At 69.9% G+C, this 23,889-nt stretch carries 25 protein-coding genes and 1 pseudogene; 17 read left to right on the plus strand and 9 right to left on the minus strand.

Going from position 1 to position 23,889, the window contains the following annotated elements:
- The first annotated feature begins 37 nt into the window (after nt 1-37).
- The 6 genes from ABID97_RS29385 (at nt 38) to ABID97_RS29410 (ending at nt 5,059) form a co-directional block, all read left to right on the plus strand.
- Entirely contained in the window at nt 38-1,009 is a 972-nt protein-coding gene (locus ABID97_RS29385; protein ID WP_354403025.1) for a tripartite tricarboxylate transporter substrate binding protein, read from the plus strand.
- A gap of 10 nt (nt 1,010-1,019) precedes the next feature.
- The gene (locus tag ABID97_RS29390) at nt 1,020-1,598 is read left to right on the plus strand and encodes an amino acid synthesis family protein (protein ID WP_354403026.1); all 579 of its coding nucleotides are present in this window, start codon (nt 1,020-1,022) and stop codon (nt 1,596-1,598) included.
- On the plus strand, nt 1,598-2,620 hold the full coding sequence (locus tag ABID97_RS29395; RefSeq protein ID WP_354403028.1) for a zinc-dependent alcohol dehydrogenase family protein: 1,023 nt from the start codon (nt 1,598-1,600) through the stop codon (nt 2,618-2,620). The genes ABID97_RS29390 and ABID97_RS29395 overlap by 1 nt, the downstream gene beginning before the upstream one ends.
- A gap of 126 nt (nt 2,621-2,746) precedes the next feature.
- On the plus strand, nt 2,747-3,982 hold the full coding sequence (locus tag ABID97_RS29400) for an acyl-CoA dehydrogenase family protein (protein WP_354403030.1): 1,236 nt from the start codon (nt 2,747-2,749) through the stop codon (nt 3,980-3,982).
- 250 nt (nt 3,983-4,232) lie between these two features.
- Nucleotides 4,233-4,643 (plus strand): class I SAM-dependent methyltransferase, encoded by a 411-nt coding sequence (locus tag ABID97_RS29405; protein ID WP_354403032.1) that lies wholly within the window; start codon nt 4,233-4,235, stop codon nt 4,641-4,643.
- A 62-nt stretch (nt 4,644-4,705) separates the two neighbouring features.
- On the plus strand, nt 4,706-5,059 hold the full coding sequence (locus ABID97_RS29410) for a hypothetical protein (RefSeq protein WP_354403033.1): 354 nt from the start codon (nt 4,706-4,708) through the stop codon (nt 5,057-5,059).
- 23 nt (nt 5,060-5,082) lie between these two features.
- On the opposite strand, the gene ABID97_RS29415 is transcribed toward ABID97_RS29410, so the two are convergent.
- On the minus strand, nt 5,083-5,748 hold the full coding sequence (locus tag ABID97_RS29415; protein ID WP_354403093.1) for a carboxymuconolactone decarboxylase family protein: 666 nt from the start codon (nt 5,746-5,748) through the stop codon (nt 5,083-5,085).
- Nucleotides 5,749-5,833: 85 nt separating this feature from the next.
- The gene (locus tag ABID97_RS29420) at nt 5,834-6,328 is read right to left on the minus strand and encodes a (R)-mandelonitrile lyase (RefSeq protein ID WP_503012833.1); all 495 of its coding nucleotides are present in this window, start codon (nt 6,326-6,328) and stop codon (nt 5,834-5,836) included.
- Nucleotides 6,329-6,469: 141 nt separating this feature from the next.
- Between ABID97_RS29420 and ABID97_RS29425 the strand changes: the two genes are divergently transcribed.
- From ABID97_RS29425 to ABID97_RS29475, 11 genes and pseudogenes are all read left to right on the plus strand, one after another.
- On the plus strand, nt 6,470-7,384 hold the full coding sequence (locus ABID97_RS29425; protein ID WP_354403035.1) for a LysR family transcriptional regulator: 915 nt from the start codon (nt 6,470-6,472) through the stop codon (nt 7,382-7,384).
- A gap of 149 nt (nt 7,385-7,533) precedes the next feature.
- A pseudogene (locus ABID97_RS29430) lies at nt 7,534-9,126 on the plus strand (GMC family oxidoreductase); the annotation flags it as partial.
- Nucleotides 9,127-9,205: 79 nt separating this feature from the next.
- Nucleotides 9,206-10,012, plus strand: coding sequence for an SDR family NAD(P)-dependent oxidoreductase (locus ABID97_RS29435; protein WP_354403037.1), 807 nt, complete (start codon nt 9,206-9,208; stop codon nt 10,010-10,012).
- 13 nt (nt 10,013-10,025) lie between these two features.
- The gene (locus ABID97_RS29440; RefSeq protein WP_354403038.1) at nt 10,026-10,826 is read left to right on the plus strand and encodes a MoaF C-terminal domain-containing protein; all 801 of its coding nucleotides are present in this window, start codon (nt 10,026-10,028) and stop codon (nt 10,824-10,826) included.
- Nucleotides 10,827-10,868: 42 nt separating this feature from the next.
- Nucleotides 10,869-11,258 carry a nuclear transport factor 2 family protein gene (locus ABID97_RS29445; protein WP_354403039.1) on the plus strand — a complete coding sequence of 130 codons (390 nt, stop codon included), beginning with the start codon at nt 10,869-10,871 and terminating at the stop codon, nt 11,256-11,258.
- A gap of 46 nt (nt 11,259-11,304) precedes the next feature.
- On the plus strand, nt 11,305-12,807 hold the full coding sequence (locus ABID97_RS29450; protein WP_354403040.1) for an aldehyde dehydrogenase family protein: 1,503 nt from the start codon (nt 11,305-11,307) through the stop codon (nt 12,805-12,807).
- A 37-nt stretch (nt 12,808-12,844) separates the two neighbouring features.
- The gene (locus ABID97_RS29455) at nt 12,845-14,110 is read left to right on the plus strand and encodes an ABC transporter substrate-binding protein (RefSeq protein ID WP_503012834.1); all 1,266 of its coding nucleotides are present in this window, start codon (nt 12,845-12,847) and stop codon (nt 14,108-14,110) included.
- A gap of 12 nt (nt 14,111-14,122) precedes the next feature.
- Complete coding sequence (locus ABID97_RS29460; RefSeq protein WP_307640344.1) at nt 14,123-14,992, plus strand: branched-chain amino acid ABC transporter permease; 870 nt, start codon at nt 14,123-14,125, stop codon at nt 14,990-14,992.
- Nucleotides 14,989-16,059, plus strand: coding sequence for a branched-chain amino acid ABC transporter permease (locus ABID97_RS29465; protein ID WP_354403042.1), 1,071 nt, complete (start codon nt 14,989-14,991; stop codon nt 16,057-16,059). The genes ABID97_RS29460 and ABID97_RS29465 overlap by 4 nt, the downstream gene beginning before the upstream one ends.
- Nucleotides 16,056-16,763 carry an ABC transporter ATP-binding protein gene (locus ABID97_RS29470; protein WP_354403044.1) on the plus strand — a complete coding sequence of 236 codons (708 nt, stop codon included), beginning with the start codon at nt 16,056-16,058 and terminating at the stop codon, nt 16,761-16,763. The genes ABID97_RS29465 and ABID97_RS29470 overlap by 4 nt, the downstream gene beginning before the upstream one ends.
- A 1-nt stretch (nt 16,764) precedes the next feature.
- Nucleotides 16,765-17,472, plus strand: coding sequence for an ABC transporter ATP-binding protein (locus tag ABID97_RS29475; RefSeq protein WP_354403045.1), 708 nt, complete (start codon nt 16,765-16,767; stop codon nt 17,470-17,472).
- A gap of 22 nt (nt 17,473-17,494) precedes the next feature.
- Here the strand turns inward: ABID97_RS29475 and ABID97_RS29480 are convergent, their stop codons facing one another.
- The 7 genes from ABID97_RS29480 to ABID97_RS29510 form a co-directional block, all read right to left on the minus strand.
- Nucleotides 17,495-18,478, minus strand: a complete 984-nt coding sequence (locus ABID97_RS29480) for an AraC-like ligand-binding domain-containing protein (protein WP_354403046.1) — start codon at nt 18,476-18,478, stop codon at nt 17,495-17,497.
- 158 nt (nt 18,479-18,636) lie between these two features.
- A complete protein-coding gene (locus ABID97_RS29485; protein WP_354403047.1) occupies nt 18,637-19,611 on the minus strand; it encodes a tripartite tricarboxylate transporter substrate binding protein in 975 nt (324 codons plus the stop codon).
- A gap of 23 nt (nt 19,612-19,634) precedes the next feature.
- Nucleotides 19,635-20,936 carry a homogentisate 1,2-dioxygenase gene (gene hmgA / locus ABID97_RS29490; protein ID WP_354403048.1) on the minus strand — a complete coding sequence of 434 codons (1,302 nt, stop codon included), beginning with the start codon at nt 20,934-20,936 and terminating at the stop codon, nt 19,635-19,637.
- Between the two features lie 26 nt (nt 20,937-20,962).
- The gene (locus ABID97_RS29495; RefSeq protein WP_354403050.1) at nt 20,963-21,286 is read right to left on the minus strand and encodes an NIPSNAP family protein; all 324 of its coding nucleotides are present in this window, start codon (nt 21,284-21,286) and stop codon (nt 20,963-20,965) included.
- A 17-nt stretch (nt 21,287-21,303) separates the two neighbouring features.
- Complete coding sequence (gene fahA, locus ABID97_RS29500; protein ID WP_354403051.1) at nt 21,304-22,629, minus strand: fumarylacetoacetase; 1,326 nt, start codon at nt 22,627-22,629, stop codon at nt 21,304-21,306.
- Complete coding sequence (locus ABID97_RS29505; protein ID WP_354403052.1) at nt 22,626-23,393, minus strand: SDR family NAD(P)-dependent oxidoreductase; 768 nt, start codon at nt 23,391-23,393, stop codon at nt 22,626-22,628. The genes fahA and ABID97_RS29505 overlap by 4 nt, the downstream gene beginning before the upstream one ends.
- A gap of 26 nt (nt 23,394-23,419) precedes the next feature.
- On the minus strand, nt 23,420-23,889 hold a 470-nt coding region (locus tag ABID97_RS29510; RefSeq protein WP_354403053.1), incomplete at its 5' end, for an aldehyde dehydrogenase family protein.

Below are 23,889 nucleotides of genomic sequence, written 5' to 3' on the forward strand. Positions count from 1 at the left end.
CCGCGGCCTTCCTCCACAACCATCGGAGACAAAAATCATGTGGCACAGACGATTGCTCGTCGCCGCAGGCCTGACCCTGGCCTGCGCGGCACCCTTACACGCCCTGGCCCAGGGCTTCCCTGACAAGCCGATCAAGATCTACCAGGGCTTTGCGGCCGGCGGCAACGCCGACACCATCGCACGCGTGGTCAGCACCGAGATGTCCAAGGGCCTCGGCCAGCCTTTAGTGGTCGAGGCGCAGACCGGCGCGGGCGGCACCATCGCCTCGGGCACCGTGGCGCGCGCCCGGCCCGACGGCTACACGCTGCTGCTCGCGACGGGCGGCCATGCGGTGGCCGGCGCGCTCTACAACAAGCTCAGCTACCAGACGGTGACGGATTTCCAGATGGTCTCGACGATCACCTACTTTCCGTTCCTGCTGGTGGTGCGGGCCGATTCGACCTACCGCGGGCTGGGCGAGATGCTGGCCGCGGCGCGCGCCGATGCGCGCAGCGTGTCGTACGGATCGGCCGGCATCGGCTCCACGCACCACCTGGCCGGCGAGCTTCTGGTGAAGAGCGCGAACGTCGAGCTGCTGCACATTCCCTACCGCGGCGATGCGGCCTCGGTCGCGGCGCTGCTCGGCGGCGAAGTGCCGATGATCATCGCGCCGCCCACCGCGGTGCTGGCCAACATCAAGGCCGGCAAGCTGCGCGCGCTGGCCACCACCGGCGCCCAGCGCTGGAGCCAGATGCCCGAGCTGCCGACCGTGGCCGAGCAGGGCGTGCCCGGCTACGACGTGCGCTCCTGGGCCGGCTTCATGGCCCCCGCGGGCACGCCGCGCCCGATCGTCGATCGCCTGCATGCCGAGACGCTCAAGGCGCTGCAGGCACCGGCGGTGCGCACGCGGCTCGAGGAGATGGGCGGCGAAGCGCGCGGCAGCACGCCCGAAGAAATGACCGCCATGGTGGCCGCAGAGCTCAAGCGCTGGACCACCGTGGTGAACGATGCACGCATTCCCAAGCAATGAGGACCCTTCCATGCCGCTGATCGAGATCCGCAAGCGCAGCCTGTCCATCGAGACCATCTACCACGAGGGCGGTCCGCCGGCTGCCACGCCGCTTCGGCTGGCTGCGGCCTGCGCGGTCATCCACAACCCCTACGCGGGGCGCTACGAACCCGACCTGATGCCCTTCATGGCCGAGCTGCGCACGCTGGGCACGCTCCTGGCCACCGAGCTGGTCGAGACGCTGGGGCGCGACAAGGTCGAGGTCTACAGCAAGGCCGCGATCGTCGGCGTGAACGGCGAGCTGGAGCACGGCGCGGTGTGGCACGAGGCCGGCGGCTGGGCCATGCGCGAGGTGCTCGGCGAGCCGAAGGCCATCGTGCCCTCGGCCAAGGCCGTGGCGGCCACGGGCTACCGGCTCATGGTGCCGCTGCACTACATCCATGCCGCGTACGTGCGCAGCCACTACAACTCGATGGAGGTCGGCATCCAGGATGCGCCCCGGCCCAATGAGATTTTGTTCGCGCTGGTCATGGGCACGGGCGGCCGCGTGCATGCGCGCCTGGGCGGGCTCACCAAGGACAAGGTGTCCGTGCACGACGGGCAGCGCTGATGGCCCGCTCCACGATGAAGGCGATCCAGCTCCAGGCGCCCGGCGGCCCCGAGGTCCTGCAACTGGTGGACCTGCCGCTGCCGGAGCCACGGGCCGGCGAGGTGCGCGTCAAGGCCATGGCCATCGGCGCCGGCGGGCCCGACGTGCTGATCCGCAACGGCACCTACAAGTGGATGCCGCCGATGCCGGCGGTGCCGGGCAACGAGTTGGCCGGCGTGGTCGATGCCGTCGGGCCCGGCACCACGGCGCTGCAGGTGGGCCAGCGCGTGCTGGTGAGCGCGCGCGAGCTGAAGCAGCGCGGCGGCTGCTATGCCGGAGCCATCTGCGTGCCCGAGGCCGCGCCTTTCGTGCTGCCCGATGCGATCCGCTTCGAGGATGCCGTGAGCCTCGGCAACTTCCAGCTCGCGCTCGCGATGCTGTCGAGCAACGGCAACCTGCCCGCGCAATCGATCCTGGTGCCCGGGGCGGCCGGCGGCGTGGCCACGGCGCTGGCGCAGGTGGCGCGCGATCGCGGCCTGCGCGTCTTCGGCACGGCCTCCACGCCGCAGAAGCGCGACTTCGCGCTGGCCAACGGCGTGCACGAGATCATCGAGGGCGACGTGCCCGGCCTCGCGGAAAAGGTCATGCAGCGCACCGACGGCCGCGGCGTCGACCTGGCCTTCGACCATCTCGGCGGCGAGCTCTTCATCGCCTGCCTGCGCGCGCTGGCGCCTTTCGGCATGGTGGTTTCCTACAACATCGTGAACGGCCCGCCGGCCGGCGACGTGTTCGCGGAACTGCGCAAGCTCTTGAGCCGGAGCCTGGCCGTGCGGACCTTCTCGATCCATTCGGTGGACAACGACCTGCCGCAGCGGCGCGGTCTCATGCAGGCCGCCATCGCGCTCATGGCCGAAGGCCGCGTGCACGCACCGCCGGCCACCTGCTTCGCGCTGGCGGATGCGCGCCGCGTGCACGAACTGCTCGACGCCGGAAGCACGCTCGGCAAGATCGTGCTGCTGCCGCCCGAAGCGCCCGGGCGTTGAGGAGAAAGGGCACCGCCCCGCATGCCGGTGCATGCGGCGGTGCCTGCGCTCGCTCGCGTCACTTGCGAGACGGCTTGCCACAGTCCTCGGTGTTTGAATTGCCCAAACCCGCCAAAAGGACGCCCCATGTTTGCCGAACCCTCCGCCAAGACCCGCGATCTGCTCGAACGCCTGAACAAGTTCTTCGACCAGCACATCTATCCGAACGAAGCGCGCTACCACCACGAGATGGACGCCTTCCGCCGCCAGGGAAACGCCTGGCAGGTGCCGGCGCTGATCGAGGAACTGAAGCCGGTGGCGCGCGCCGCGGGCCTGTGGAACATGTTCCTGCCGCATCCGCACCGCGACGTGCCGGCCATCTCCAACCTCGACTACGCGCCGCTGTGCGAAGTGATGGGCCGCGTCTCGTGGTCGGGCGAGGTGTTCAACTGCTCGGCGCCCGACACGGGCAACATGGAAACCATCGAGCGCTACGGCACCGAGGCGCAGAAGGACGAATGGCTCGCGCCGCTGCTCGCGGGCGAAATCCGCTCGGGCTTCCTGATGACTGAGCCGGCTGTCGCCTCGTCGGACGCCACCAACATCCAGTGCACCATCCGCCGCGAAGGCGGCGAGTACGTGATCAACGGCCGCAAGTGGTTCTCGTCGGGCGCGGGCAGCCCGCGCTGCAAGATCTTCATCGTGATGGGCAAGACCGACCCCGATGCGCCGCGCCACGCGCAGCAGTCGATGGTGCTGGTGCCGCGCGACACGAAGGGCGTGACGGTGTTGCGCCACCTCTCGGTCTTCGGCTACGACGACGCGCCGCACGGCCACATGGAAGTGCTGCTGGAAGATGTGCGCGTGCCCGTGGCCAACATCCTCCTGGGCGAAGGGCGCGGCTTCGAGATTGCGCAGGGCCGGCTCGGCCCGGGGCGCATCCACCACTGCATGCGCTCCATCGGCGCTGCCGAGCGCGCGCTCGAACTCATGTGCGATCGGCTGCGCAACCGCGTCGCCTTCGGCCGTCCGCTGTCGGAGCAGTCGATCTGGCACGAGCGCATCGCCGAGTCGCGCTGCCTCATCGACCAGGCGCGCCTGCTCACGCTCAATGCGGCCTACAAGATGGACACCGTGGGCAACAAGGAAGCCCGCGCCGAGATCGCGATGATCAAGGTGGTGGCGCCCAACATGTCGTGCAAGGTGGTCGACTGGGCGATCCAGGCGCACGGCGCCGCGGGCGTGAGCCAGGACTTCTGGCTCGCCGAAGCCTACGCGCACCAGCGCACCGTGCGCATCGTCGATGGCCCGGACGAAGTGCACCGCAACGCGATTGCCAAGCTGGAGCTGGCCAAGCGCGCGCCGGTGGGCGCGGGGCGCTGAAGCGGGGCGAAGGGGAGGCAAGGAGCACCTGCCGTTCGGTGCGTCGGTCAGCGGGTTCTTAGCGCTGTTTCTGCGAGGCCGTCCATCGGCTCGCATTGGCAATGTGAACAATGGTTGCCCGCTCTTGCGGGCAGTCGATTGCTGGCTATAGTTCGCCGGCGCGAGCGGCGGATCCCGGATCCGGACCGCAGGCGAACTCCGGACCGACCTGGGGTGAACGCAGCGCACCACCACGCATCGAGTTCGAACCATGACTGAATCACTCTGGGTCGTCGCCTTCCTTTCCCTCTCCTTGCCCTCCGGCTACGAACTGACCGGCAGCTCGACCGAAAAGGTCACGCGGGACGTCTTCAAGGCCAAAAGCGAGTTCCGCTCCTGGAGGTCGCCGGATGGAAAGATGCTGGTGCTCTCGTCATGGGCACCCCGGCCGCTTCGCGATGGCGGGCCCGCGGTGATCGTGAACTCGTCACCGATCGAGATCGCAGGGCAAACGGCCGAGTTGCTCGAGGCCTCGCTCTTCATGGGCATGAAGCAGGATGTGCTTGCCACCCATCTGAAGTTCTCGAACCCGGAGAGCACCGTGCTGGTCTACGGCAAGGGCTACAGCAAGGAAGAGTTCAAGGCGCTCCTGCGCAATGCCGACATCCGCCCTGTGCCGTAGGCGCAGGGCCGTTGCATCAGGCGCCAATTTGCCAGGCCCCTCGCATTCGTGAGAATGGCGGCATGAGCCACCCTGACGCTGCGCCGGAAACTGCCGACTACATCTCCTTCGAGGAGTTCCGCAACGGGCTGCCGCACGGGCGCTTTCGCGTCATCGTCAGTCCTGCGCTGGTGGTGCCCTTCGTGTCCCACCTCACGCATGCCACCATGCTGTCGATCGCGCTGATCGGCCCGGGCATCGCCGCGGCGCTGGCGGGCTATCCATGGCTCGGCGGTCCGCTGGTGCTGGCCGGCATCCTGGTCCGGTGGTCCGTCAAGACCCAGGCGTCCCGCATCCTGCTGCACCTGGCCACGCGCGTGCCCTCGGTCTACGAACAGGCCGGCGAGCACGGCGTGATGGAAGTGCGCCGCGCCTGAGGCGCAGCGCGGCCTGTAGGGGTTCAGCTCCCGGGCCGAGCGGCCAGCTGCCGGGCCAAGGCTTCACGCGCCCTGCGGGCCGGCGCCGCATCCACGCGGTCCGCGAGCACCTGCGCCAGCTGCTCGAGCTGGGCCGGTGCAAGGCCCACGTTCATGGCGATGCGCATGTGGGACTGCAGCTGCGATTCGGCGCCCGCAAGCACCGACAGCATGCCGACCGTGGCCAGCTCACGGCTTTGCCAGTCGAGGTTGTCGCGCTCGAACACGTCGCCGAACAGGTGCGTCTTCAGGTACTCGTCGATGGCCGGTGCGAAGTCGAACAACGCGCCCTTGACCGGCGCGCCGGCCAGCTTCGTCTGGTTGAAGGTGCCGGCCGACAGCAGCGCGTCACCCTTGGGAATGGGACGCGAGGGCAGCGGCCCCTCCTTGTCCTGGATGCCGCGCTGCCTGCGGGCCTCCAGCACCTTCATCAGCTCGCCCAGCGCATTGAGGCTGCGCGGGAAACCGGCATAGGCATACACCTGCACCAGGATCTCTTTCGCGTCGTTGACGGTGAGGCCCGCGTCGAGGCCCTGCCCGAGCGCGGTGTTCAGGCGCGCGATGTCGCCGGACGCCGCGAATGCCGCGACCGGGACGACGGATTGCTGGCGCAGCGAAAGCGTCTCGGATGCGGCGGGCGCGGCGTTCATGTTCGTGGGCTCCTTCAAGGCCGGGCCGGCATGGCACAGCGCGGCGGCCAGGCACAGCGCCAGGGCCGGCGCGCCGCTCCTGCGCCTATTGGCGCTGGTTGTATTGCGCATCGGTGACCTTCTCCATCCATTCGACGTTCTTGCCGTTCACGGTGCCGGTGACCGCCAGGTGGACCAGTGCCGTGAAGGGCGCGGCGCCATGCCAGTGCTTGACGCCGGGAGGGCACCAGACGACATCGCCGGGGCGGATCTCCTGCACGGGTTGGCCCCACTCCTGCGTCAGGCCGAGGCCCGACTGGACCACCAGGCGCTGCCCGGCCGGATGGGTGTGCCACGCGGAGCGCGCGCCGGGTTCGAAAGTCACCATGCCGCCGGAAGCGTTGAGGGCCTCGGTGGCGGGCCAGACCGGGTCCACGCGAACGCGGCCGGTGAAGTATTCGGCAGGACCGGCCGCGGAAGGCTGGCTGCCGGCCCTCGCGATCTGCTGGGCCGCTCCCGCGGCGGGCGCAGGCTCGGCGCCCGCACCCATGGTGTTCAGCGCTGCAAGGTAGAGCGCGGCCTTCAAGGGTCTTGTGCTCATGGGGGTCAACTCCTGGTCGTCGATGGGGATGATGTGCGCCGCCGTTGCATGGGGCCGCAGGCCGATGAATGAACTCTAGGGATCTCGCGCCCGATTGAGAAGCCGGCAAAATCGGCATGCTTATGTGAATGGAGCTCACCAATGGCCAAAGAGAACCTGAACGACCTGCAGGCGTTCGTCATGGTCGCGCGCGAGCGCAGCTTCACCCGCGCTGCTGCCCAGATGGGCGTGTCGCGCTCGGCGCTGAGCCATTCGATGCTGGCGCTGGAAGCCCGCCTGGGCGTGCGCCTCCTGGCGCGCACCACGCGCAGCGTTTCCGTGACGCACGCGGGTGCGCGGCTGCTGGACACGCTCGCGCCGCGGCTGCAGGACATCGAGCGCGAACTCGAATCGTTGGCCGCGATGCGCGACAAGCCGGCCGGCAAGGTCCGCATCACCGCGCACGACCATGCCATCGCGACCGTGCTGTGGCCCAGGCTGCTGCCGCTGCTCAAGCAATATCCCGACATCGAGGTGGAGTTCAGCGTCGACTACGCCTTCACCGACATCGCGGCCGAAAGATTCGATGCCGGTGTGCGGCTGGGCAACCGCGTCGACAGGGACATGGTGGCAGTGCCGATCGCGCCGCCGCTGAGGATGGCGGTGGCCGCCTCTGCGGACTACCTCGCAGGAAAGCCGCTGCCCGTGAGGCCCGAGGACCTCACGGCCCACCGCTGCGTGAACCTGCGGCTTCCCACGCACGGCGGCCTGTACGCCTGGGATTTCGAGAAAGGCAACAAGGAGATCAGCGTGCGCGTGCAAGGCCAGACGGTGCTCAACAACACGTTCCTGATGCTGCGCGCGGCGCTGGACGGCATGGGCTTTGCCTACGTGCCTTTCGACATCATGGAACAGCACATCGCCGAGGGGCGGCTGGTGCCGGTGCTGCAGGACTGGTGGCCCACCTTCCCGGGCTACCATCTCTACTACCCCCATCGCCGCCACATCGCACCGGCGCTTGCGCTGGTCATCGAGGCCTTGAGGTACCGGGCGCCGCCGCCCAGGCGCACGGGGTGACCGCCGGCGGCCGATGCGCATGGCCGATGAACGCCGGCCTTTGACCGACAGCGCATTTTGAATTGCACCAACCCGCCAGGGTGCGCCAAAGCGCGCCGCAGCCCCGAGCATCCGCTTCCGGAGACAACTCAGGACGGACACGGGACATCATGGCGCAACAGGAATTCGACTTCGTGGTGGTGGGGGCCGGCTCGGCGGGCTGTGTACTGGCGCACCGGCTGGTTACGGCAGGGCGCAGCGTGCTGTTGCTGGAGGCGGGGCCGTCCGACAACGACCGCTTCATCCACATGCCTGCCACTTTCGTGCGGGTGATCGGCACCGAACGCACCTGGGCCTACGAGAGCGAGCCGCAGCCGGCGGCCAACGGACGCAGGATGTTCGTGCCGCAGGGCCGCACGCTGGGCGGCGGCAGTTCGGTCAACGCCATGGTCTACATCCGCGGCACGCCGGCCGACTACGACGGCTGGCAGGCGCAGGGCTGCGAGGGCTGGCGCTGGGCCGACGTGCTGCCGTGGTTCCTCAAGGCCGAGGCGAACTCGCGCTTCGCGTGCGGGCTGCACGGCACGGGCGGGCCGCTGAAGGTGAGCGACACGCGCTTCCGGCACCCGCTGAGCCTGGCCTTCCTGCGTGCGGCGCAGCAAAGCGGGCTGCCCTACAACGACGACTTCAACGGCGCGGAGCAGGCCGGCGTCGGCTTCTACCAGACCACCACCTTCGAGGGCCGCCGCGCGAGCACCGCGGCCACCTACCTGGCGGCCGTGCGCGGCAACCCGAAGCTCACCGTGGTCACCGGCGCGCACGTGATGCGCGTGCTGATGCAGGACGGCGCCGCCACCGGCGTGGTCTACCGCGCCGGCCAGGGCGGCAGCAGCGAAGACATTGTCGCCACGGCGCGGCACGAGGTGATCCTCTCGGCCGGCGCGCTGGCCTCGCCCAAGCTGCTGCTGCTGTCGGGCATCGGGCCCGGCGCGCAGCTGCAGTCGCTGGGCATTCCGGTGGCCAGGGACCTGCCCGGCGTGGGCGAGAACTTCCAGGACCACCTGGAGGTGTCGGTCTATGGCCGCACGCGCGAGCCGATCAGCCTCCTGGGCAACGACAGCGGCCTGGCGGCGCTCAAGCACGGGCTGCAGTGGACGCTCTTCAACACGGGCCTGCTCACCTCGAACGTGGTCGAGAGCGGCGGCTTCGTCGACACCACGGGCGAAGGCCGGCCCGACCTGCAGTTCCATGTGCTGCCGGTGCTCGTGGGCGACGTCGACCGCGCGCCGCTGGCGGGCCACGGGCTGTCGATCAATCCCTGCTTCCTGCGGCCGAAGTCGCGTGGCAGCGTGCGGCTGCGCAGCGCCGACCCGATGGCCCCGATCCTGTTCGACGGCGGCTACCTGCAGGCCAGGGAAGACGTCGACACGCTGGTGCGCGGCGTGAAGCTCGCGCGCCGCATCCTGCGTGCGCCCGCGCTGCGTGAGCTGGTGAGCGAGGAGCTCGCGCCTTCGGCCGCGGACGACATGGCCGACGACGCCATCGAGGCCTATGTGCGCCAGCGTGCCAAGACCGTCTACCACCCGAGCGGCACCTGCCGCATGGGGCGGGACGACATGGCCGTGGTCGATGCGCGGATGCGCGTGCATGGCATGGCGAAGCTGCGCGTGTGCGATGCCTCGGTGATGCCTTCGATCGTGAGCGGCAATACCAATGCACCGACGGTGATGCTGGCCGAGCGCTGCGCGGACTTCGCGCTGTCGGACAACTGACATTGCACGCTCGGTCAAGCACCGGCGTTCACCCCCACCTAGAGTCGATTCCGACAAGGAGACGCAGCAAATGAGTTCCACAGGATCCATGGCCGGCAAGGTCGCATTCATCACCGGTGGCGGCACCGGCATCGGCGCGGCCGTGGCCGCGCAGTTCGCCGCGGCCGGCGGCCGCGTGGTGCTGATGGGGCGTCGCCTCGCACAGCTCGAAGCCGTGGCTTCGGCACTCGGCGGACTCGCGGTGGCGGGCGACGCCGCCAGCACCGGCGACGTCCAGCGCGCCTTGGCCGCGGCCCGCGAAAGATTCGGCCGCGTCGACGTGCTGGTGGCCAACGCAGGCGGCCACGGCGTGGGCGACGCGCTCTCCACCGACGATGCGTCGTGGGCGCTCTCGACGCGCCTCAATCTCGATACCGCCTTCGTCTGCGCGCGCGAACTGCTGCCCGAACTCATCGAGCGGCGCGGCAACATCGTCGTGCTCTCTTCGCTCGCGGGCCACTTCGCCGGGCCGGGCGTGATCGGCTACGTGACGATGAAGCATGCGCTCATCGGCCTGGTGCGTTCGCTGGCGCGCGACTACGGCAGGCAGGGCGTGCGCGTGAACGCGGTGTGCCCCGGCTGGGTGCGCACCGAGATGGCCAACGAGCAGATGCAGGTGCTGGTCGACAAGTACCGGCTGGCGGATGCCGACGCGGCCTACGACCTGGTCACGCGCGACGTGCCGATGGGCCGCGCCGCGAGCCCGGAGGACGTCGCCAACGCCGTGCTGTTCCTGGCCTCGCCGATGGCGGCGATGGTCACCGGCAGTTCGCTGATGGTCGATGGCGGCGCCTCCGCTGTCGACCTGCCGACCATCGCGTTCGCGCACGACGCCTGAAGGAATGCACACCATGAGCAACGAAGCCGCCAAGCCCGCCGACTGGAAGACCTATGACGAGTTCGCCGCAGGCATCGCGACCAACCGCCTGCCCGCCTCCGATGCGCTGGCCGGCCGGACGCTGACGCTCGCACTGCCCGATTTCAGGCTTACGCTCGCGCCGCGCTCGCAGCATGCGATCGACTGGAGCGAGCAGGGCGGGCGCGGCGCGCAGGGCCGGGGCGACTGGTACGAGGCCGTCGAGGTCGCGCCCGACACCTTCTTCATCGACATTACGCAGGCCAGCCGACCGACGGAGGCATTGAGCGTGGTGCTCAACACCCGCACCCGCCGCGTGCTCGCCATCCGCTGCTGCATCGTCAGTGCCGCGGAAGCCGCGGGCCAGCCGCGCGTACCGCAGGACTTCTGGGTCGGCACGCTCGAAGGCGGCGCCGCGTCCGGCCCCGTGCCGCAGCCCACGCGCGACCTGGTCGGCCTGCGCACCTGGCAGACCTACAGCCCGAAGCATGTCTACGAGCACACCTACCTGAGCGCCGAGCGCTACTGCTGGCAGTGCCTGGTCGGCGTGCAGCGCGGCCATGGCGACGTCGACCTGGCGAGCTACTACAAGTTCGACGACCAGCAGTACATCTTCACCTTCCGCGAGTTCCTGATTCCGGTCGCGTCGGTGTTCTTCTTCGACTTTGCGAGCGGCCGCTCGACGGGCAAGTTCCTCGGCGTGACCGGGACCGGCGAAGTCGCCAACAACCCCGCCGGTGCCTTCATGCGCAAGGCCTCGCAGACCTTCTACCCGCCCGAGTTCGGACCGGTCTGAGCTTCTTTCTTCCTGCCTTCACTTCTCCAGGAGCCTTTCATCATGCGCACGCCCCACCAGATCATCGCGGACCACTACGCCGCCTCCGACCGCAAGGACCTGCAGGCGATGCTCGCCGAGGTGGCCGACGACGTGCAGTGGACCGAGATGGCCGGCTTTCCCTGCGCCGGCACGCACGTCGGCCGGGTCCAGGTGGTGGAGAAGGTCTTCAAGGTGCTGGGCGCCGAGTGGGAGGGCTACCGCTTCGTGCTCGAACGGCTGGTCGACGGCGGCGACACCGTGGTCGGCATCGGCGACTACCACGGCCGCCACCGCAAGACCGGCAAGGACATGCACGCGCGCGTCACGCACGTGTGGCAGGTGCGGGACGGCCTGGTGCGCCGCTTCGAGCAGTTCACCGACACGCTGCTGGTGGCGCGGGCCATGTCGTGAGCGGCCCTTCTTTTTTCCACCCCACGCATCGCCCCGGAGGCAACCCATGAATCTGCGAGACCTGTCGCTCGAGCACCTTGGCCTGGTCGGTCTCCTGGCGCAGCGCCGGCGCGGCAACCACATCGACGGCCGCGAGTCGGCGCCGGCCAATGGCCTGTACCTGCCGGTGGTCGACCCCGCCACCGAGATGACCGTGGCCGAGGCACCCGACAGCGATGCGGCCGACGTGAACGCCGCCGTGGCGAGCGCGCGCCGCACCTTCGAGAGTGCCGCTTGGCGGGGCCTGCGGCCGGCCGACCGCGAGCGCATGCTCTACACGCTCTCGCGCCTCATCGAGTCGCACGCCGACGAGCTCAGCGCACTGGAGACGCTGCAAAGCGGCAAGCTGCGCGGCATCGCACGCATGATCGACGTGGGCTCGGGCGCGGAGTTCGTGCGGTACATGGCGGGCTGGGCCACCAAGCTCGAAGGGCAGACGCTGGACAACTCCATCGGCATTCCCGGTCCGCAGTGGGTGACCTACACGCGGCGCGAGCCCGTGGGTGTGGTCGGGGCGATCGTGCCGTGGAACTTTCCGCTCGCCATCGCGCTGTGGAAGGTGGCGCCGGCGCTCGCGGCCGGCTGCACCGTCGTGCTCAAGCCCTCGGAAGAAACCCCGCTCACCGCGTTGAGGCTGGCCGAGCTGGCCATCGAGGCGGGCTTTCCGCCCGGCGCGCTCAATGTGGTGTGCGGCCGCGGCGCCACGGCGGGCGCCGCGCTTGCCGCGCACCCGGACCTCCGCAAGATCAGCTTCACCGGCTCGACCGCCGTGGGCCAGCGCATCGGCCATGCCGCGGTCGACAACATGGCGCGCTTCACGCTGGAGCTGGGCGGCAAGTCGCCGCTCATCGTGCTCGACGATGCCGACCCTGCCGCGGCGGCGCAGGGCGCGGCCAACGGCATCTTCTTCCACCAGGGGCAGGTGTGCACGGCAGGCTCGCGCGTCTACGTGCAGCGCGGCATCTTCGACAAGGTGGTGCAGCAGCTGGCCCAGGTGGCGGAGGCGGTGCGCATCGGCTCGGGCTTCGACCCCGAGACCCAGTTCGGGCCGCTGGTGTCCAAGCGCCACATGGACCGCGTGATGGCGCACATCGACGGCGCGGTGGCCGAGGGCGCCACGCTGGTCACCGGCGGCAGGCGCGCCTTCGACGGCGGCTGCTTCGTGCGGCCCACGGTCTTCGTCGACACGCAGCCCTCGATGCGCATCGAGCGCGAGGAAGTGTTCGGCCCCGTCGCCACGGTGGTGCCCTTCGACGATGTGGAAGACGCCATCCGCCTGGCCAACGACAGCGCCTACGGCCTCGCGGCCAGCGTGTGGTCGAACAACCTCTCGGCCGTGCACCGCATCGTGCCGCGCCTGCAGGCCGGCATGGTCTGGGTCAACGCGCACAACGTGCTCGACAACGCCCTGCCGCTGGGCGGCGTGAAGCAGTCGGGCTACGGGCGCGACCTGGGGCGCGCGGCGGTCGAGAGCTTCACCGAGCTCAAGAGCGTCTGCATGGCGGTGTAGCCGCACCCGATTCCGATCACAACTGGAGACATACAAGATGAAGAGAACAAGGAAGATCGCGCTGTCGGCCCTCGTCGGCGGCATGGGGCTCGCCGGCTTCAGCGGCGCCTGGGCACAGGCCGGCCTGGACTGCGGCCTCAACAACGGCAAGCCCGCGACGGGCGAGCCCATTCCCATCGGCGCCGTGGTCGGCAAGACCGGGCCCGACGACTTCAGCGCCTCGGGCCAGGCGGCGGCTGCGTACTTCAAGTGCGTGAACGCCAACGGCGGCATCAACGGCCGGCCGGTCGACTACATCGTGGTCGATGACCAGTGGAACCCCGAGACCGCGGCGCAGGTCGCGTCCAAGCTCGTGAAGGACCGCAAGGTGGTCGCGCTCGCGGGCAGCACCAGCTTCGTGGAATGCGGCGCCAACGCCAAGATGTATGCCGACGAAGGCGTGATGGTGATCGCCGGCACCGGCGTGCCGCGCGAGTGCTTCAATGCGCGCAACTACGTGCCGGTGAATGCGGGGCCGCGCGTGTCGGCCACCATTGCCGCCATGTACGCGGCAGAGAAGTACAAGTCGAAGAAGATGGTCTGCATCATCCCGAACATCCCGAGCCTGGGCAACTGGGCCTGCGAGGGACCGAAGGAGTGGGGCAGGAAGAACGGCGTGGAGGTCGAGACCATCGCCATCGACCCCGGCTCGGCCGATGCCACCTCCACCATGCTGCAGGCCGCCGCGAAGAAGCCCGACACCATCATCATGAACGTGCCCAAGGGCATCCTGGTGCCGATGCTGGCCGCTGCCGAGCAGCAGAACCTGGGCAAGAAGATCCACTTCGTGTCGTCCGCGCCGGCCTACAACGCCGACGTGCCCAAGGCCATCGGGCCGTACTGGAAGGGCAACTTCGACGTCAACCTGGAGTTCAACCCGGTGGAGTCGGCCGGCCCCGACAACAAGAACTGGCAGGCTGTGATGGACCGCTACGGTGCCAGGAGCGACCCGCGCGACACCTTCTCGCAGGCCGGCTACGTCGCCGCGCGGCTCGTGACGCAGGCGCTGCTCAAGATGGACCCGAAGAAGATCGACCGCGCCAGCGTGACCGATGCCTTGCGCAAGGTGACGGACTTCCGCAGCGACATTCTCTGCAAGCCCTTCTACGTGGGCAACGGCAACCGCCACAACGCGAACAACAGCGGGCCGGTGGCGAGCCCCGACGGCAACGGCTGGCGCTTTGCGCCCGGCGGCTGCCTGACGGCGGACGATCCGGAGCTGGTGGACATCCGCGCCGACGAGCTGAAGATGGGCCTCAAGTAGGCGCGCCGGGCCATGGAGGACTACCTGCCTTTCGTCATCTCGGGCCTGGGCCTGGGCGCGGTCTATGCGCTCTCGGGCGTGGGGCTGGTGGTGCTCTATCGCTCGTCGGGCGTGCTGAATTTCGCCTTCGGCGCCATCGGCGCGATCGGCGCCTACGTGGCCTGGTCGATGCTCGGCGCGGACTGGCCACAGGGTCTCGCATGGTGCGCGGCCATCGTCACGTCGATGCTGCTGTCGCTGGCCTACGGCCGGCTGCTGGCGCCGCGCCTGTCGCACCGCGACCCGACCATCCGCAGCATCGCCACGCTGGGCTTTGCGCTGGTGGTGGTGGGCTTCACCGAGTGGTACTGGGGCGAGCAGCCGCGCCGCCTGGTGCTGCCCACCGATGCGGGCGCCATCGAGTTCGTGCTCGGCGAAGTCGAGGTGCGGCTCACGCACACGCGAGCGCTGGGGCTCGCGCTGGCGGTGATCATGATGGGCGGCGTGGGCCTGTTGCTGTCGAAGACGCGCGTGGGCCTGAAGATGCGCGCGCTGGCCAACGATCGCGACCTGAGTGCACTCCTGGGCATCCGCGTGCTCGGCGTCGACACGGTGGCCTGGGTGCTGAGCGGCGCGTTCGCCGGCGTGTGCGGGCTGCTGCTGGCCAACATCGTGCGGCTGCAGGCCACGCTCCTGACCTTCCTGGTGATCCCGGCCTTTGCCGCGGCAATCATCGGCCGGCTGCATTCGTTGCCGGCCACGGTGGCGGGCGGCATCGCGATCGGCGTGCTCGAGGCGCTGGCGATCACCGTGCCGGGCTTCGCGGCGTTCCGCACGGCCACGCCGTTCCTGATTGCGCTGGCCATGATCGTCTTCTACCGCAGCGGGACGCGGCCGGCATGAGCGCGTCATCGACCCTTGGCGGTGCCTTGCCGCTTGCCGATGCACCGCCGGCGGCGCTGGCGCTGGCCGCGCGCCGTGCGCACCTGTCGCTGGCGCTGATGGCGGGCTCCGTGCTGCTGATCGGCCTCGTGGTGCCGTGGCTGGCGAATGCCTACTGGATCAAGACGCTGACCTCGTCGCTCGCGCTGTCGATCGCGGCGGCCGGGGTGGCGCTGCTCTACGGACAGCTGGGACTGGTGTCGCTGTGCCAGTACGCGCTGCTCGGCGTGGGCGGCTGGTTCGCGCTGCGCGCGGGGCACGGGCTGGGCTGGCCCTTCGAGCTGTCGGTGCTCGCGGGCGGGCTGCTGTCGTGCGCGGTGGGCATGCTCGCGGGGCTGCCGGCGCTGCGCCTCAAGGGGCTGTACCTGGCGCTCGTCACCATGATGATGGCGGGCGGCTTCCAGGTGGTGATCAACGTGACGGGATTTCCCGACGGCGGCGCGGGCTGGCTCGGGCGCGTGTTCGGCAGCGAGCGGCTGATGATGCCGCGGCCGTCGCTGGCGCTCTCCGATGCGGCGTACTTCCGCTACGTGGCCGGGTGGCTGGCGGCGGTGCTGGCGCTGATCGAGCTGCACCGGCGCACGCGCGCCGGACGCTCCTGGGCGCTGATCCGGCGCGGCGAGGCCGCGGCCGTGGCGGCGGGCGTGAACATCCTGCGCTACCAGACCTGGGCCTTCGGCCTGGCCGGCTTCTGCGCCGGCGTCGCGGGCGCGCTGCTCGCGGGCGGCGTGGGCCAGCTCGACGGGCGCGCCTTCACCGCGGGCGATTCGGTGATGTTGTTCGCGCTCACCGTGGTGGGCGGCGTGTACCACTGGGCCGGCGCGCTGGTCGCGGGGCTGCTGCTGCGTGCGGTGCCCGCCTTGCTGACGGACTTCGGCGTGAACGGCTATCTGGCGATGATCTTCTTCGGCGTCGCGCTGCTGCATGCGCTGGTCACGGCACCGAGCGGTATCGCGGGGCAGCTCGCGGGCGCGGCCGACGCGCTGTTTAAGCGCCTGTCGCCGCGCGGCAAGGATGCCGCGCCATGATCCGCATCCACGATCTCACCGTGGCCTTCGGCGGCGTCAAGGCCATCGATGCCCTGAGTGCCGAGCTCACCGCGCCGGTGTGCGGCCTGATCGGGCCGAACGGGGCGGGCAAGACCACGCTGGTCAACGTGCTCAGCGGACTGGTGTTGCCCCGCGCCGGCACGGTCGCGGTGGACGGCGCGGACCTGCTGGGCCTGAAGCCCATCGAGCGCGTGCGCTTCGGCCTCCGGCGTTCGTTCCAGACCGAGCAGGTGGTGGAAGACCTCAGCGTGTGGGACAACGTGCGGGCGCTGCTCGACCATGTGCCGCACACGCGCGGCGATGCGGCCACGCAGGTGGCGCGGGCGCTGTCGCACACCGGTCTGCGCGAGGAGGCGACCGTCCTCGGGCATCGCCTCAACCTGTTCCAGCGCCGCATGCTGGAGATCGCGAAGTCGCTGGTCGGCGCGCCCAAGCTGCTGCTGCTCGACGAGCCCGGCGCGGGCCTCACCGAGCAGGAGGCCGGCGTGCTGCGCCGCGTGATCGGCTCGGTGCATGCGTTCTGCGGCGCGCAGGTGCTGCTGATCGACCACGACGTCGACCTGATCGCGGCCACCTGCACCGAGACGCTGGTGCTCGACTTCGGCCGCCGCCTGGCGCTCGGGCCGACGCGCGCGGTGCTCGACGACCCGGCCGTGCGCCGGGCCTACCTGGGGACGGAATGACATGCTGAGCATCCACGACCTGCGCCTGCAGCGCGGCGGCAAGGCCGTGCTGCACGGCATCGACCTGCAAGTGCCGCCGGGCCAGGTCACCGCGCTGCTCGGCGCCAACGGCGCGGGCAAGTCGAGCACGGTGATGGCCATCGGCGGCGTGTTGCCGCTCACCGGCGGGCGCATCGAGGTCGAGGGCCATGCCTTGCACGGCCAGCGTCCCGAGCGGGTGCGTGCACTCGGCGTGGCGGTGGTGCCCGAAGGCCACCGCGTGCTCGGCGACCTGTCGGTGCTCGACAACCTGCGCGCCGCCGCCACCGCCTTGCCGGCGGGCCGCGTGGCCGATGCGGTCGAGCAGGTGCTGGCGGTATTTCCGGAGTTGCGCGTGAAGCTCGCGCTGCCCGCGCGCTCGCTCTCGGGCGGGCAGAAGCAGATGGTCTGCATCGCCCAGGCGCTGATCGGCAAGCCGCGCTACCTGGCCATCGACGAACTCTCGCTCGGTCTCGCCCCCACGGTGGTCAAGCGGCTGGTGGAGGTGGTGCAGCAGGTGGCGCGCGACGGCGTGGGCGTGCTGCTGATCGAGCAGTTCACGACCGTGGCGCTGGCGGTGTCGAGCCGCGCCTATGTGCTGGAGCGCGGCCGCATGGCTTTCGCGGGAACGTCTGAAGAATTGCGCAGCCGGCCGGAGATCCTGCACAGCAGCTACCTGGCCGCGGCGTAGGGCCCGAGGCCCCTGCGGGGTTTCAGTGCGTCAGCGACGCCGAGGCCAGCGCCCGTTCGGCCTCGCGCCGCTGGAACTCGCGCGGCGCGACGCCGTACTGCGCCTTGAACACGCGGCAGAAATGCGCGCTGCTGTTGAAGCCCCAGGCAAAGGCGATCTCCGAGACCGAGATGCGCCGGCCGCCGGCGCTGCGCAGCGCCTCGCTGCAGCGCTCGAGCCGCATCTGCCAGATGAAGCGGTCGAGCGTCTGGTCTTCGTCCTCGAACACGCGGTGCAGGTAGCGCTTGGAGCAGCGCAGCTGCTGCGCGATCAGGTCGAGCGACAGGGCCGGGTCCGCGAGGTGCGCATGCACGAACTGCTTGACCCGGGCCTTCAGCACGCCGGGCACCGGATGCGCGCCGAACTGCTCGTCGGAGTGCGTGGCGAGCGTGGAGGCCAGGAGGCCCAGCACGGTATCGCTGACCGAGCGGCCGACCGCATTGGGCAGTGACGGCAGCTGGTCGGCCAGCGAGGTGAGGAACGAGCCCAGCACCGCATAGAGCCCCTGCATGGCCGGCGTGTGCGCCTCGCAGGTGTGCAGGTCGGGAATCTTCATGCCCTTGAACTGCTGGCGCGGGATCGTGATGGCCAGCAGGCGCGAACGCTCGGGGTTGGTGATGGCGTAGGGCACGCGCGGGTCGTACAGGCTCCAGTCGCCGGGGTGCAGATGAAACTCGCGGTCGTGCTGCGAGATGTGGCCATGGCCTTCGAGCTGCAGCACCAGCTTGTAGTGTTCGTCCAGCGCGATTTCGTGGCGCGTGTCGGGCCGCGCCACGCGGTGCGAGGGCGCCTCGATCATGAACATGCCCAGCGGCCCGAGCTCGTAGGCGTCCATGCGCGCATCGAAGGAGCCGGTGTCCAGGCACTGCACGCGCAGCGCGCCGAAGTACGAGGTGTTGATGCGGCCCCACCAGGCCTGCCGGTCGGAGGGATGTTCGATCAGCGTGCTGAAGTGGTGTGCGTTCATGCCGTGGGTTCCGTGGAGGGACGCTCGAAGCGCTTCCGCAGGATAGGCATGCGCAGGCGCGGCATCATCGGTGTTTCCACCCGGCCGGGGCGCGCCTGGCGCTCCCGGTCAACGCGCCGTGCGCCCTGGGTCAATCCACGGGCGCGCCCGGGGGCGGCTCACTGGGGCTGGAGCCCGGCCTTGGCGACGACGGCGCGCCACCGCTCGATTTCCCGCCTGACCATGTCGCCCATCTGGGCCGGCGACGACGGCGCGGCCTCGCTGCCGAGCGTGAACAGGGTGGCCTTGAGGCCCGGATCCTCCGCCGCCGTCCTGGCGGCCTTGCCGAGCAGCTCGACGATGTCCGCCGGCGTGCCGGCCGCGGCCGCGAGGCCGAGCCAGGAGCGGATCTCGAAGCCCTTGAGCACGGCCGAGGCCGGCGCAATCTCGGGCATCGAGGGCCAGGGTTGCGCGCTGGTGATGGCCAGCGCGCGCAGCCGTCCCGACTTGATGTGCGGCGAGGCGACGGTGAGCGTGTCGGCCAGCACGTCCACGTCGCCCGCGATCACCGCCTGCACCGGCGCGCCGCCGCCGCGGTAGGGCACGTGCAGCAGCTTGACGCCGGCCGCCACCCCGAGCATCTCGCCGACCATGTGCTGCGTGGAGCCGACGCCGACGGAGGTGAAGGTCACTCCGTCCGGCTTCTTGCCCGCGAGGGCAAGCAGGTCCTGCAGGCTCCTGGCGGGATGCTCCGATCGCACGGCGATGACGAAAGGAAAGCTCGTCACGGTGGAGATGAACGAGAAATCCTTGACCGCGTCGAAGGGCAGCGACTTGCGGATCGCGGCCGACACCGTGTGCGCACCGGTCAGCATGACGACGTTGTAGCCGTCCGGCTTCGACTTGGCGACGTAGTCGCTCGCGATGGCGCCGCCCGCGCCGCTCTTGATGTCGACCACCACGGGCTGCCTGAGCACGTCCTGCATTTTCTGCGCGAAGAGCCGCGACACCACGTCGGCATTGCCGCCCGCACCGAAGCCGTGCGTCAGCTGGAGCGGGCGCGAAGGGTACCTGTCCTGTTGCGCCAGCGCCGCGGGCACCAGCAAGCTGCCGGCCGCGCCGGCCATGAAGCTGCGTCTGCTGATCTGAACCATGTCTGTCTCCTTTTATCGCTGACTTACCGGTGGCCCGGCGTGAAACCCTGCCAGACCGCGTCGTAGCCGGCCTGCAGGTTGCCCGCGGCGAGGGCCTGGGCGGTGGGCCTGAAGACATGCCGGCTTTCGAACATGAAGGCCAGCGTGTCCCGGATCCGGTGCGGGGCGAGCTCCGCGGCGCTGGCCTTCTCGAAGGTCGCGGCATCGGGACCGTGCGGCAGCATGCAGTTGTGCAGGCTCATGCCGCCAGGGACGAAACCCTCGGCCTTGGCGTCGTAAACGCCGCGGACCAGCCCCATGAGCTCGCTCATGACGTTGCGATGGAACCAGGGCGGACGAAAGGTGTCCTCGGCCACGAGCCAGCGCGGCGGGAAGATCACGAAGTCGCAATTGGCCACGCCCGGTGTGTCGGTGCCCGAGGTGAGCACGGTGAAGATCGACGGGTCCGGGTGGTCGAAGCTGATGGTGCCGATCGCCATGAACCGCGCCAGGTCGTACTTGCAGGGCGTGAGGTTGCCGTGCCAGGCCACGACATCGAGCGGCGAGTGCGGCTGGCCGCCTTCCCAGAGATGGCCGAGAAACTTGTTGACGATGCGCACCGGACCGGTGTCGGCCTCGAAGGCCGCCACCGGCGCAAGGAAGTCGCGCGCGTTGGCCAGGCCGTTCGAGCCGATCGGGCCGAGCTCCGGCAGCCGGAACGGCGCGCCGTAGTTCTCGCAGACGTAGCCGCGCGCATCGCCCTCGGGCAACTCGACCCTGAACCGCATGCCGCGGGGCACGAGCGCAATCTCGCCCGGCTGCACCTGCAGCTTTCCGAGTTCGGTGTGCAGCAGCAGCGCGCCCGCCTGCGGAACGATCAGCAGCTCGCCGTCCGAGTCCATGAAGTAGCGCTTTTCCATCGAGCGGTTGGCGAGGTAGACATGCACCGCGCAGCCGGTCTGCGCATGCGCATCGCCGTTGCCCGCGATGGTGACCATGCCGTCGACGAAATCGGCGGGTTCGGCGGGCATCGGCCACGGATCCCAGCGCAGGCGGTTCGCCGGCGTCTCGGCCTCGTTGAACGGGCCACTGCGCCAGCGGCCGTCGTCGATGCGTGCGAAGGCGCCGTGCATCGCGCTGGGCTGCATGCGGTACATCCAGGTGCGCCGGTTGTGCTCGCGCGGGGCCGTGAAGGCGGCGCCCGACAGCAGCTCCGCGTACAGCCCCAGGGGCGCCTGCTGCGGCGAGTTGCGACCCACCGGCAGCGCGCCCGCGCGGGCCTCGCTGGCGAACTGGTTCCCGAAGCCGCTCTGGTAGGCGATCGCGGCAGGGTCGTGTCGGGCCATGGAGGTGTCTTCCTGCATGGTGCGGGTCACTGTTGCCATTGCGGCGTGAAGAAATCCGCCGGCACGAGGATGCGCGACTCCTGGTTCTGCAGCAGCGGCAGCATCTTCGCGGCATAGGCCTTGAAGCCCGGGTCCGACATCAGCGCGTGGCGCCGCTGCGTGCGCTCGTTCATGTCCTCGTAGGCCCACAGGTGGACGATCTGGCTCAGCGTGCCGGTCTCGGACCGGTAGTAGCCCACCATGCGGCCGAGGATGCGCTTCTGGATCTCCAGTCCCTCGGCTTCGTAGAGCGCGAGGTAGTCGCGCCATTTGCCGGGATGGGTCGTGTAGGTTCTCTGTTCGACGATCATGCCTTGTTTTCCTGTGGTCAATTCCGCGCGGCGCGCACGATGCCGCTGCACTGCCCGAAGCCGATGCCCACGTGGCCCGGCGATTCGCAGCGGCCGGTGAGGATCACTTCGTCGCCATCGGCCAGGAAGGTGCGCTGCTCGCCGCCGGGCAGCGCGAGCGGCCGGCTGCCGCCCGAGGTGATCTCGAGCAGGCTGCCGAGCGCATCGGCGCCTTCGCCCGAGACGGTGCCGGAGCCCAGCAGGTCGCCGGTGTCGAGCGCGCTGCCGTTGCTCGTGTGGTGCGCCAGCATCTGGGCGACCGTCCAGTAGAGAAGGCCGGTGCCGGAGCGCGACAGCCGCATTGGCGGCAGGCCGCCAGCGGCCATCCCTTCGCTGCGAAGGTGGGCGTCGAGCACGATGCGAAGGCCGCCGTGGCGCTGGTCGGCGTCGTCCCACAGGTAGGGAAGAGGCACCGGATCGCCCGCCTGCCGGGCCGCGGCCGGCGTGCGAAAGGGCGCCAGCGCCTCGGCCGTGACGACCCAGGGCGACACCGTCGTCGCGAAGCTCTTCGCGAGGAACGGCCCCAGGGGCTGGTATTCCCAGCCCTGGATGTCGCGCGCCGACCAGTCGTTGAGCAGCGAGAAGCCGAACACGTGCTGCCATGCGTCGCCAACGGAAATGGGATGCCCCTGCACGGACCCCGCGCCGACATACACGCCGAGCTCGACCTCGTGGTCCAGCCTTTGCGCCGGTGCGTAGCGCGGCTGCGCATCGTCCGGCCCCTTGAGCTGGCCGAAAGGGCGCTGCACCGGCGCGCCGCTGACACGCACGCTGTTGGCGCGGCCGTTGTAGGCAATGGGCACATGCTTGTAGTTGGGCAGCAGCGGCATGTCCGGGCGGAACAGGCGGCCGGCATTCGTCGCATGGTGGATCGATGCGAAGAAATCGGTGAAGCCGCCGACCTTCACCGGCATCAGCAGTTGCACCTCGTCCAGGCCCGACAGCGCGTGGCTTGCTGCGTCGCGATCGGGCCCGGAGCCGGTGCGCTCGGCCAGCAGTTGCGACAGGCCTGCGCGCAAGGCCGAAGCGGCCGGTGCGCCCAGCGCCATGAGGTCGTTGAGCGCCGCGGCACGGCAGGCGAGCGCGGCCGTCCGGGCGAGTCCGTCCAGCTGCTGCGCACAGGCCCCGATGTCGAGGATGCGATCGCCGATGCCCACGCCGCAGCGCGGCGGCCCGTTGCCGTCCGACGGCCGGAACACGGCGAAGGGAAGGTTCTGGATCGGGAACTCGGCATCGGCCGCATTGGCCGACGCGACCCAGCTGCGCAGGGCAGGGTCGTGGGTGGCATTCAGCATCGGGTTCACAGGCTGTGCCCTCCGTCGATCACGATGCGCGTGCCCGTGGCGGTGCGCAAGTGCGTCACGCAGGCCAGCACCGAAAGCGCGACGTCCTCCGGCGTGACGATGCGCCCGAGCGGCGTGGCCGCCGCCTTCATCTCCAGCTCCTCGCGGTTGCGCCCCTGGACGAAGCCGGTGTCGACCGAGGCCGGCGACACGCCGAGAAAGCGCACGGCCGGCCCGAAGGCGCGCGCCAGCGACACCGTCATCGTGTCGAGCGCCGACTTGGCCGCGCAATAGGCGATGTTGCTGCCCAGGCCGGTGAAGGCCGAGACCGACGACACGTTCACCACGGTGGCGGCACCCGAGGCGCGCAAGAGCGGCATCAGCGCGCGGATGATCGAGAACGGACCGCCCGCATTGGCCAGCAGGATCTCGTTGAAGAGCTCGGGCGTCAGGGCCTCGAGCCGGGCGTGCGGGATGCGCTGGGTGAAGCCGGCCGAGTTCACGAGGACGTCGATGCGGCCGTAGGCGGCCTGCAGCGTTTCCGCGAGCGCGGCATGCGCGCCACTGTCGGCCAGCGGCATGTGCAGGGTCCAGTGCCCTTCGCCGGGAAGCTCGGCGCGCAGCAGCTCGGCGCGCTGTTCGCCCTGGTTGAAGCCGATGACGACGGCCGCACCCGATGCGGCGAGCAACCGGACGGTGGCGGCACCGATGCCGCTGCTGCCGCCGGTGACGACGGCGACCTTGCCGTGCAGCGCATCGGATGCGCCGGGCTGTGAAAGAGTCATGATGGTTCGCAGTAGGAAATGAGGGGTCAGGCGTAGCGGACCAGCACGGACTTGGTCTCCAGGAACGAATCGAACGATTCCTCGCCCAGGTCGCGGCCGTAGCCCGACGCGCCCCGGCCGCCTTCCGGCAGGCCCGGCCAGGGCATCGGTTCGGTGTTGACGGCCACCTTGCCCGAGCGGATGCGCGGCACGACCGAATGCATCGTCGCGAGGTCGCGCGTCCACAGGCAGGCCGAGAGGCCGTAGTCGGTGTCGTTGGCCATGTGCACGGCCTCCTCCACGCTGTCGAAAGGCGTGACCGTGATGACCGGGCCGAACAGCTCTTCGCGCACGATGGCGGCGCCCTGGTCCGCCACCGCGACCACGCTGGGGCGCACATAGAAGCCCGCGGCATCGATGCGCGGGTCGGCGGTCAGCAGTTCGGCGCCGGCACGCTGGGCGGCGTCCAGGTGGCCGAGCACATGCTGCTGCTGGCGGGCGTTCACCAGCGGCCCGA

The sequence above is a fragment of the Variovorax sp. OAS795 genome (genome assembly GCF_040546685.1).
In the GTDB taxonomy this organism is placed as follows: domain Bacteria; phylum Pseudomonadota; class Gammaproteobacteria; order Burkholderiales; family Burkholderiaceae_C; genus Variovorax.

Excerpts from the sequence above, each read along its gene's own strand:
- ABID97_RS29385 (WP_354403025.1), top strand. The coding sequence starts at position 38 with ATGTGGCACAGACGATTGCTCGTCGCCGCAGGCCTGACCCTGGCCTGC.
- ABID97_RS29390 (WP_354403026.1), top strand. The coding sequence starts at position 1,020 with ATGCCGCTGATCGAGATCCGCAAGCGCAGCCTGTCCATCGAGACCATC.
- ABID97_RS29395 (WP_354403028.1), top strand. The coding sequence starts at position 1,598 with ATGGCCCGCTCCACGATGAAGGCGATCCAGCTCCAGGCGCCCGGCGGC.
- ABID97_RS29400 (WP_354403030.1), top strand. The coding sequence starts at position 2,747 with ATGTTTGCCGAACCCTCCGCCAAGACCCGCGATCTGCTCGAACGCCTG.
- ABID97_RS29405 (WP_354403032.1), top strand. The coding sequence starts at position 4,233 with ATGACTGAATCACTCTGGGTCGTCGCCTTCCTTTCCCTCTCCTTGCCC.
- ABID97_RS29410 (WP_354403033.1), top strand. The coding sequence starts at position 4,706 with ATGAGCCACCCTGACGCTGCGCCGGAAACTGCCGACTACATCTCCTTC.
- ABID97_RS29415 (WP_354403093.1), bottom strand. The coding sequence starts at position 5,748 with ATGAACGCCGCGCCCGCCGCATCCGAGACGCTTTCGCTGCGCCAGCAA.
- ABID97_RS29420 (WP_503012833.1), bottom strand. The coding sequence starts at position 6,328 with ATGAGCACAAGACCCTTGAAGGCCGCGCTCTACCTTGCAGCGCTGAAC.
- ABID97_RS29425 (WP_354403035.1), top strand. The coding sequence starts at position 6,470 with ATGGCCAAAGAGAACCTGAACGACCTGCAGGCGTTCGTCATGGTCGCG.
- ABID97_RS29435 (WP_354403037.1), top strand. The coding sequence starts at position 9,206 with ATGAGTTCCACAGGATCCATGGCCGGCAAGGTCGCATTCATCACCGGT.
- ABID97_RS29440 (WP_354403038.1), top strand. The coding sequence starts at position 10,026 with ATGAGCAACGAAGCCGCCAAGCCCGCCGACTGGAAGACCTATGACGAG.
- ABID97_RS29445 (WP_354403039.1), top strand. The coding sequence starts at position 10,869 with ATGCGCACGCCCCACCAGATCATCGCGGACCACTACGCCGCCTCCGAC.
- ABID97_RS29450 (WP_354403040.1), top strand. The coding sequence starts at position 11,305 with ATGAATCTGCGAGACCTGTCGCTCGAGCACCTTGGCCTGGTCGGTCTC.
- ABID97_RS29455 (WP_503012834.1), top strand. The coding sequence starts at position 12,845 with ATGAAGAGAACAAGGAAGATCGCGCTGTCGGCCCTCGTCGGCGGCATG.
- ABID97_RS29460 (WP_307640344.1), top strand. The coding sequence starts at position 14,123 with ATGGAGGACTACCTGCCTTTCGTCATCTCGGGCCTGGGCCTGGGCGCG.
- ABID97_RS29465 (WP_354403042.1), top strand. The coding sequence starts at position 14,989 with ATGAGCGCGTCATCGACCCTTGGCGGTGCCTTGCCGCTTGCCGATGCA.
- ABID97_RS29470 (WP_354403044.1), top strand. The coding sequence starts at position 16,056 with ATGATCCGCATCCACGATCTCACCGTGGCCTTCGGCGGCGTCAAGGCC.
- ABID97_RS29475 (WP_354403045.1), top strand. The coding sequence starts at position 16,765 with ATGCTGAGCATCCACGACCTGCGCCTGCAGCGCGGCGGCAAGGCCGTG.
- ABID97_RS29480 (WP_354403046.1), bottom strand. The coding sequence starts at position 18,478 with ATGAACGCACACCACTTCAGCACGCTGATCGAACATCCCTCCGACCGG.
- ABID97_RS29485 (WP_354403047.1), bottom strand. The coding sequence starts at position 19,611 with ATGGTTCAGATCAGCAGACGCAGCTTCATGGCCGGCGCGGCCGGCAGC.
- hmgA (WP_354403048.1), bottom strand. The coding sequence starts at position 20,936 with ATGGCCCGACACGACCCTGCCGCGATCGCCTACCAGAGCGGCTTCGGG.
- ABID97_RS29495 (WP_354403050.1), bottom strand. The coding sequence starts at position 21,286 with ATGATCGTCGAACAGAGAACCTACACGACCCATCCCGGCAAATGGCGC.
- ABID97_RS29505 (WP_354403052.1), bottom strand. The coding sequence starts at position 23,393 with ATGACTCTTTCACAGCCCGGCGCATCCGATGCGCTGCACGGCAAGGTC.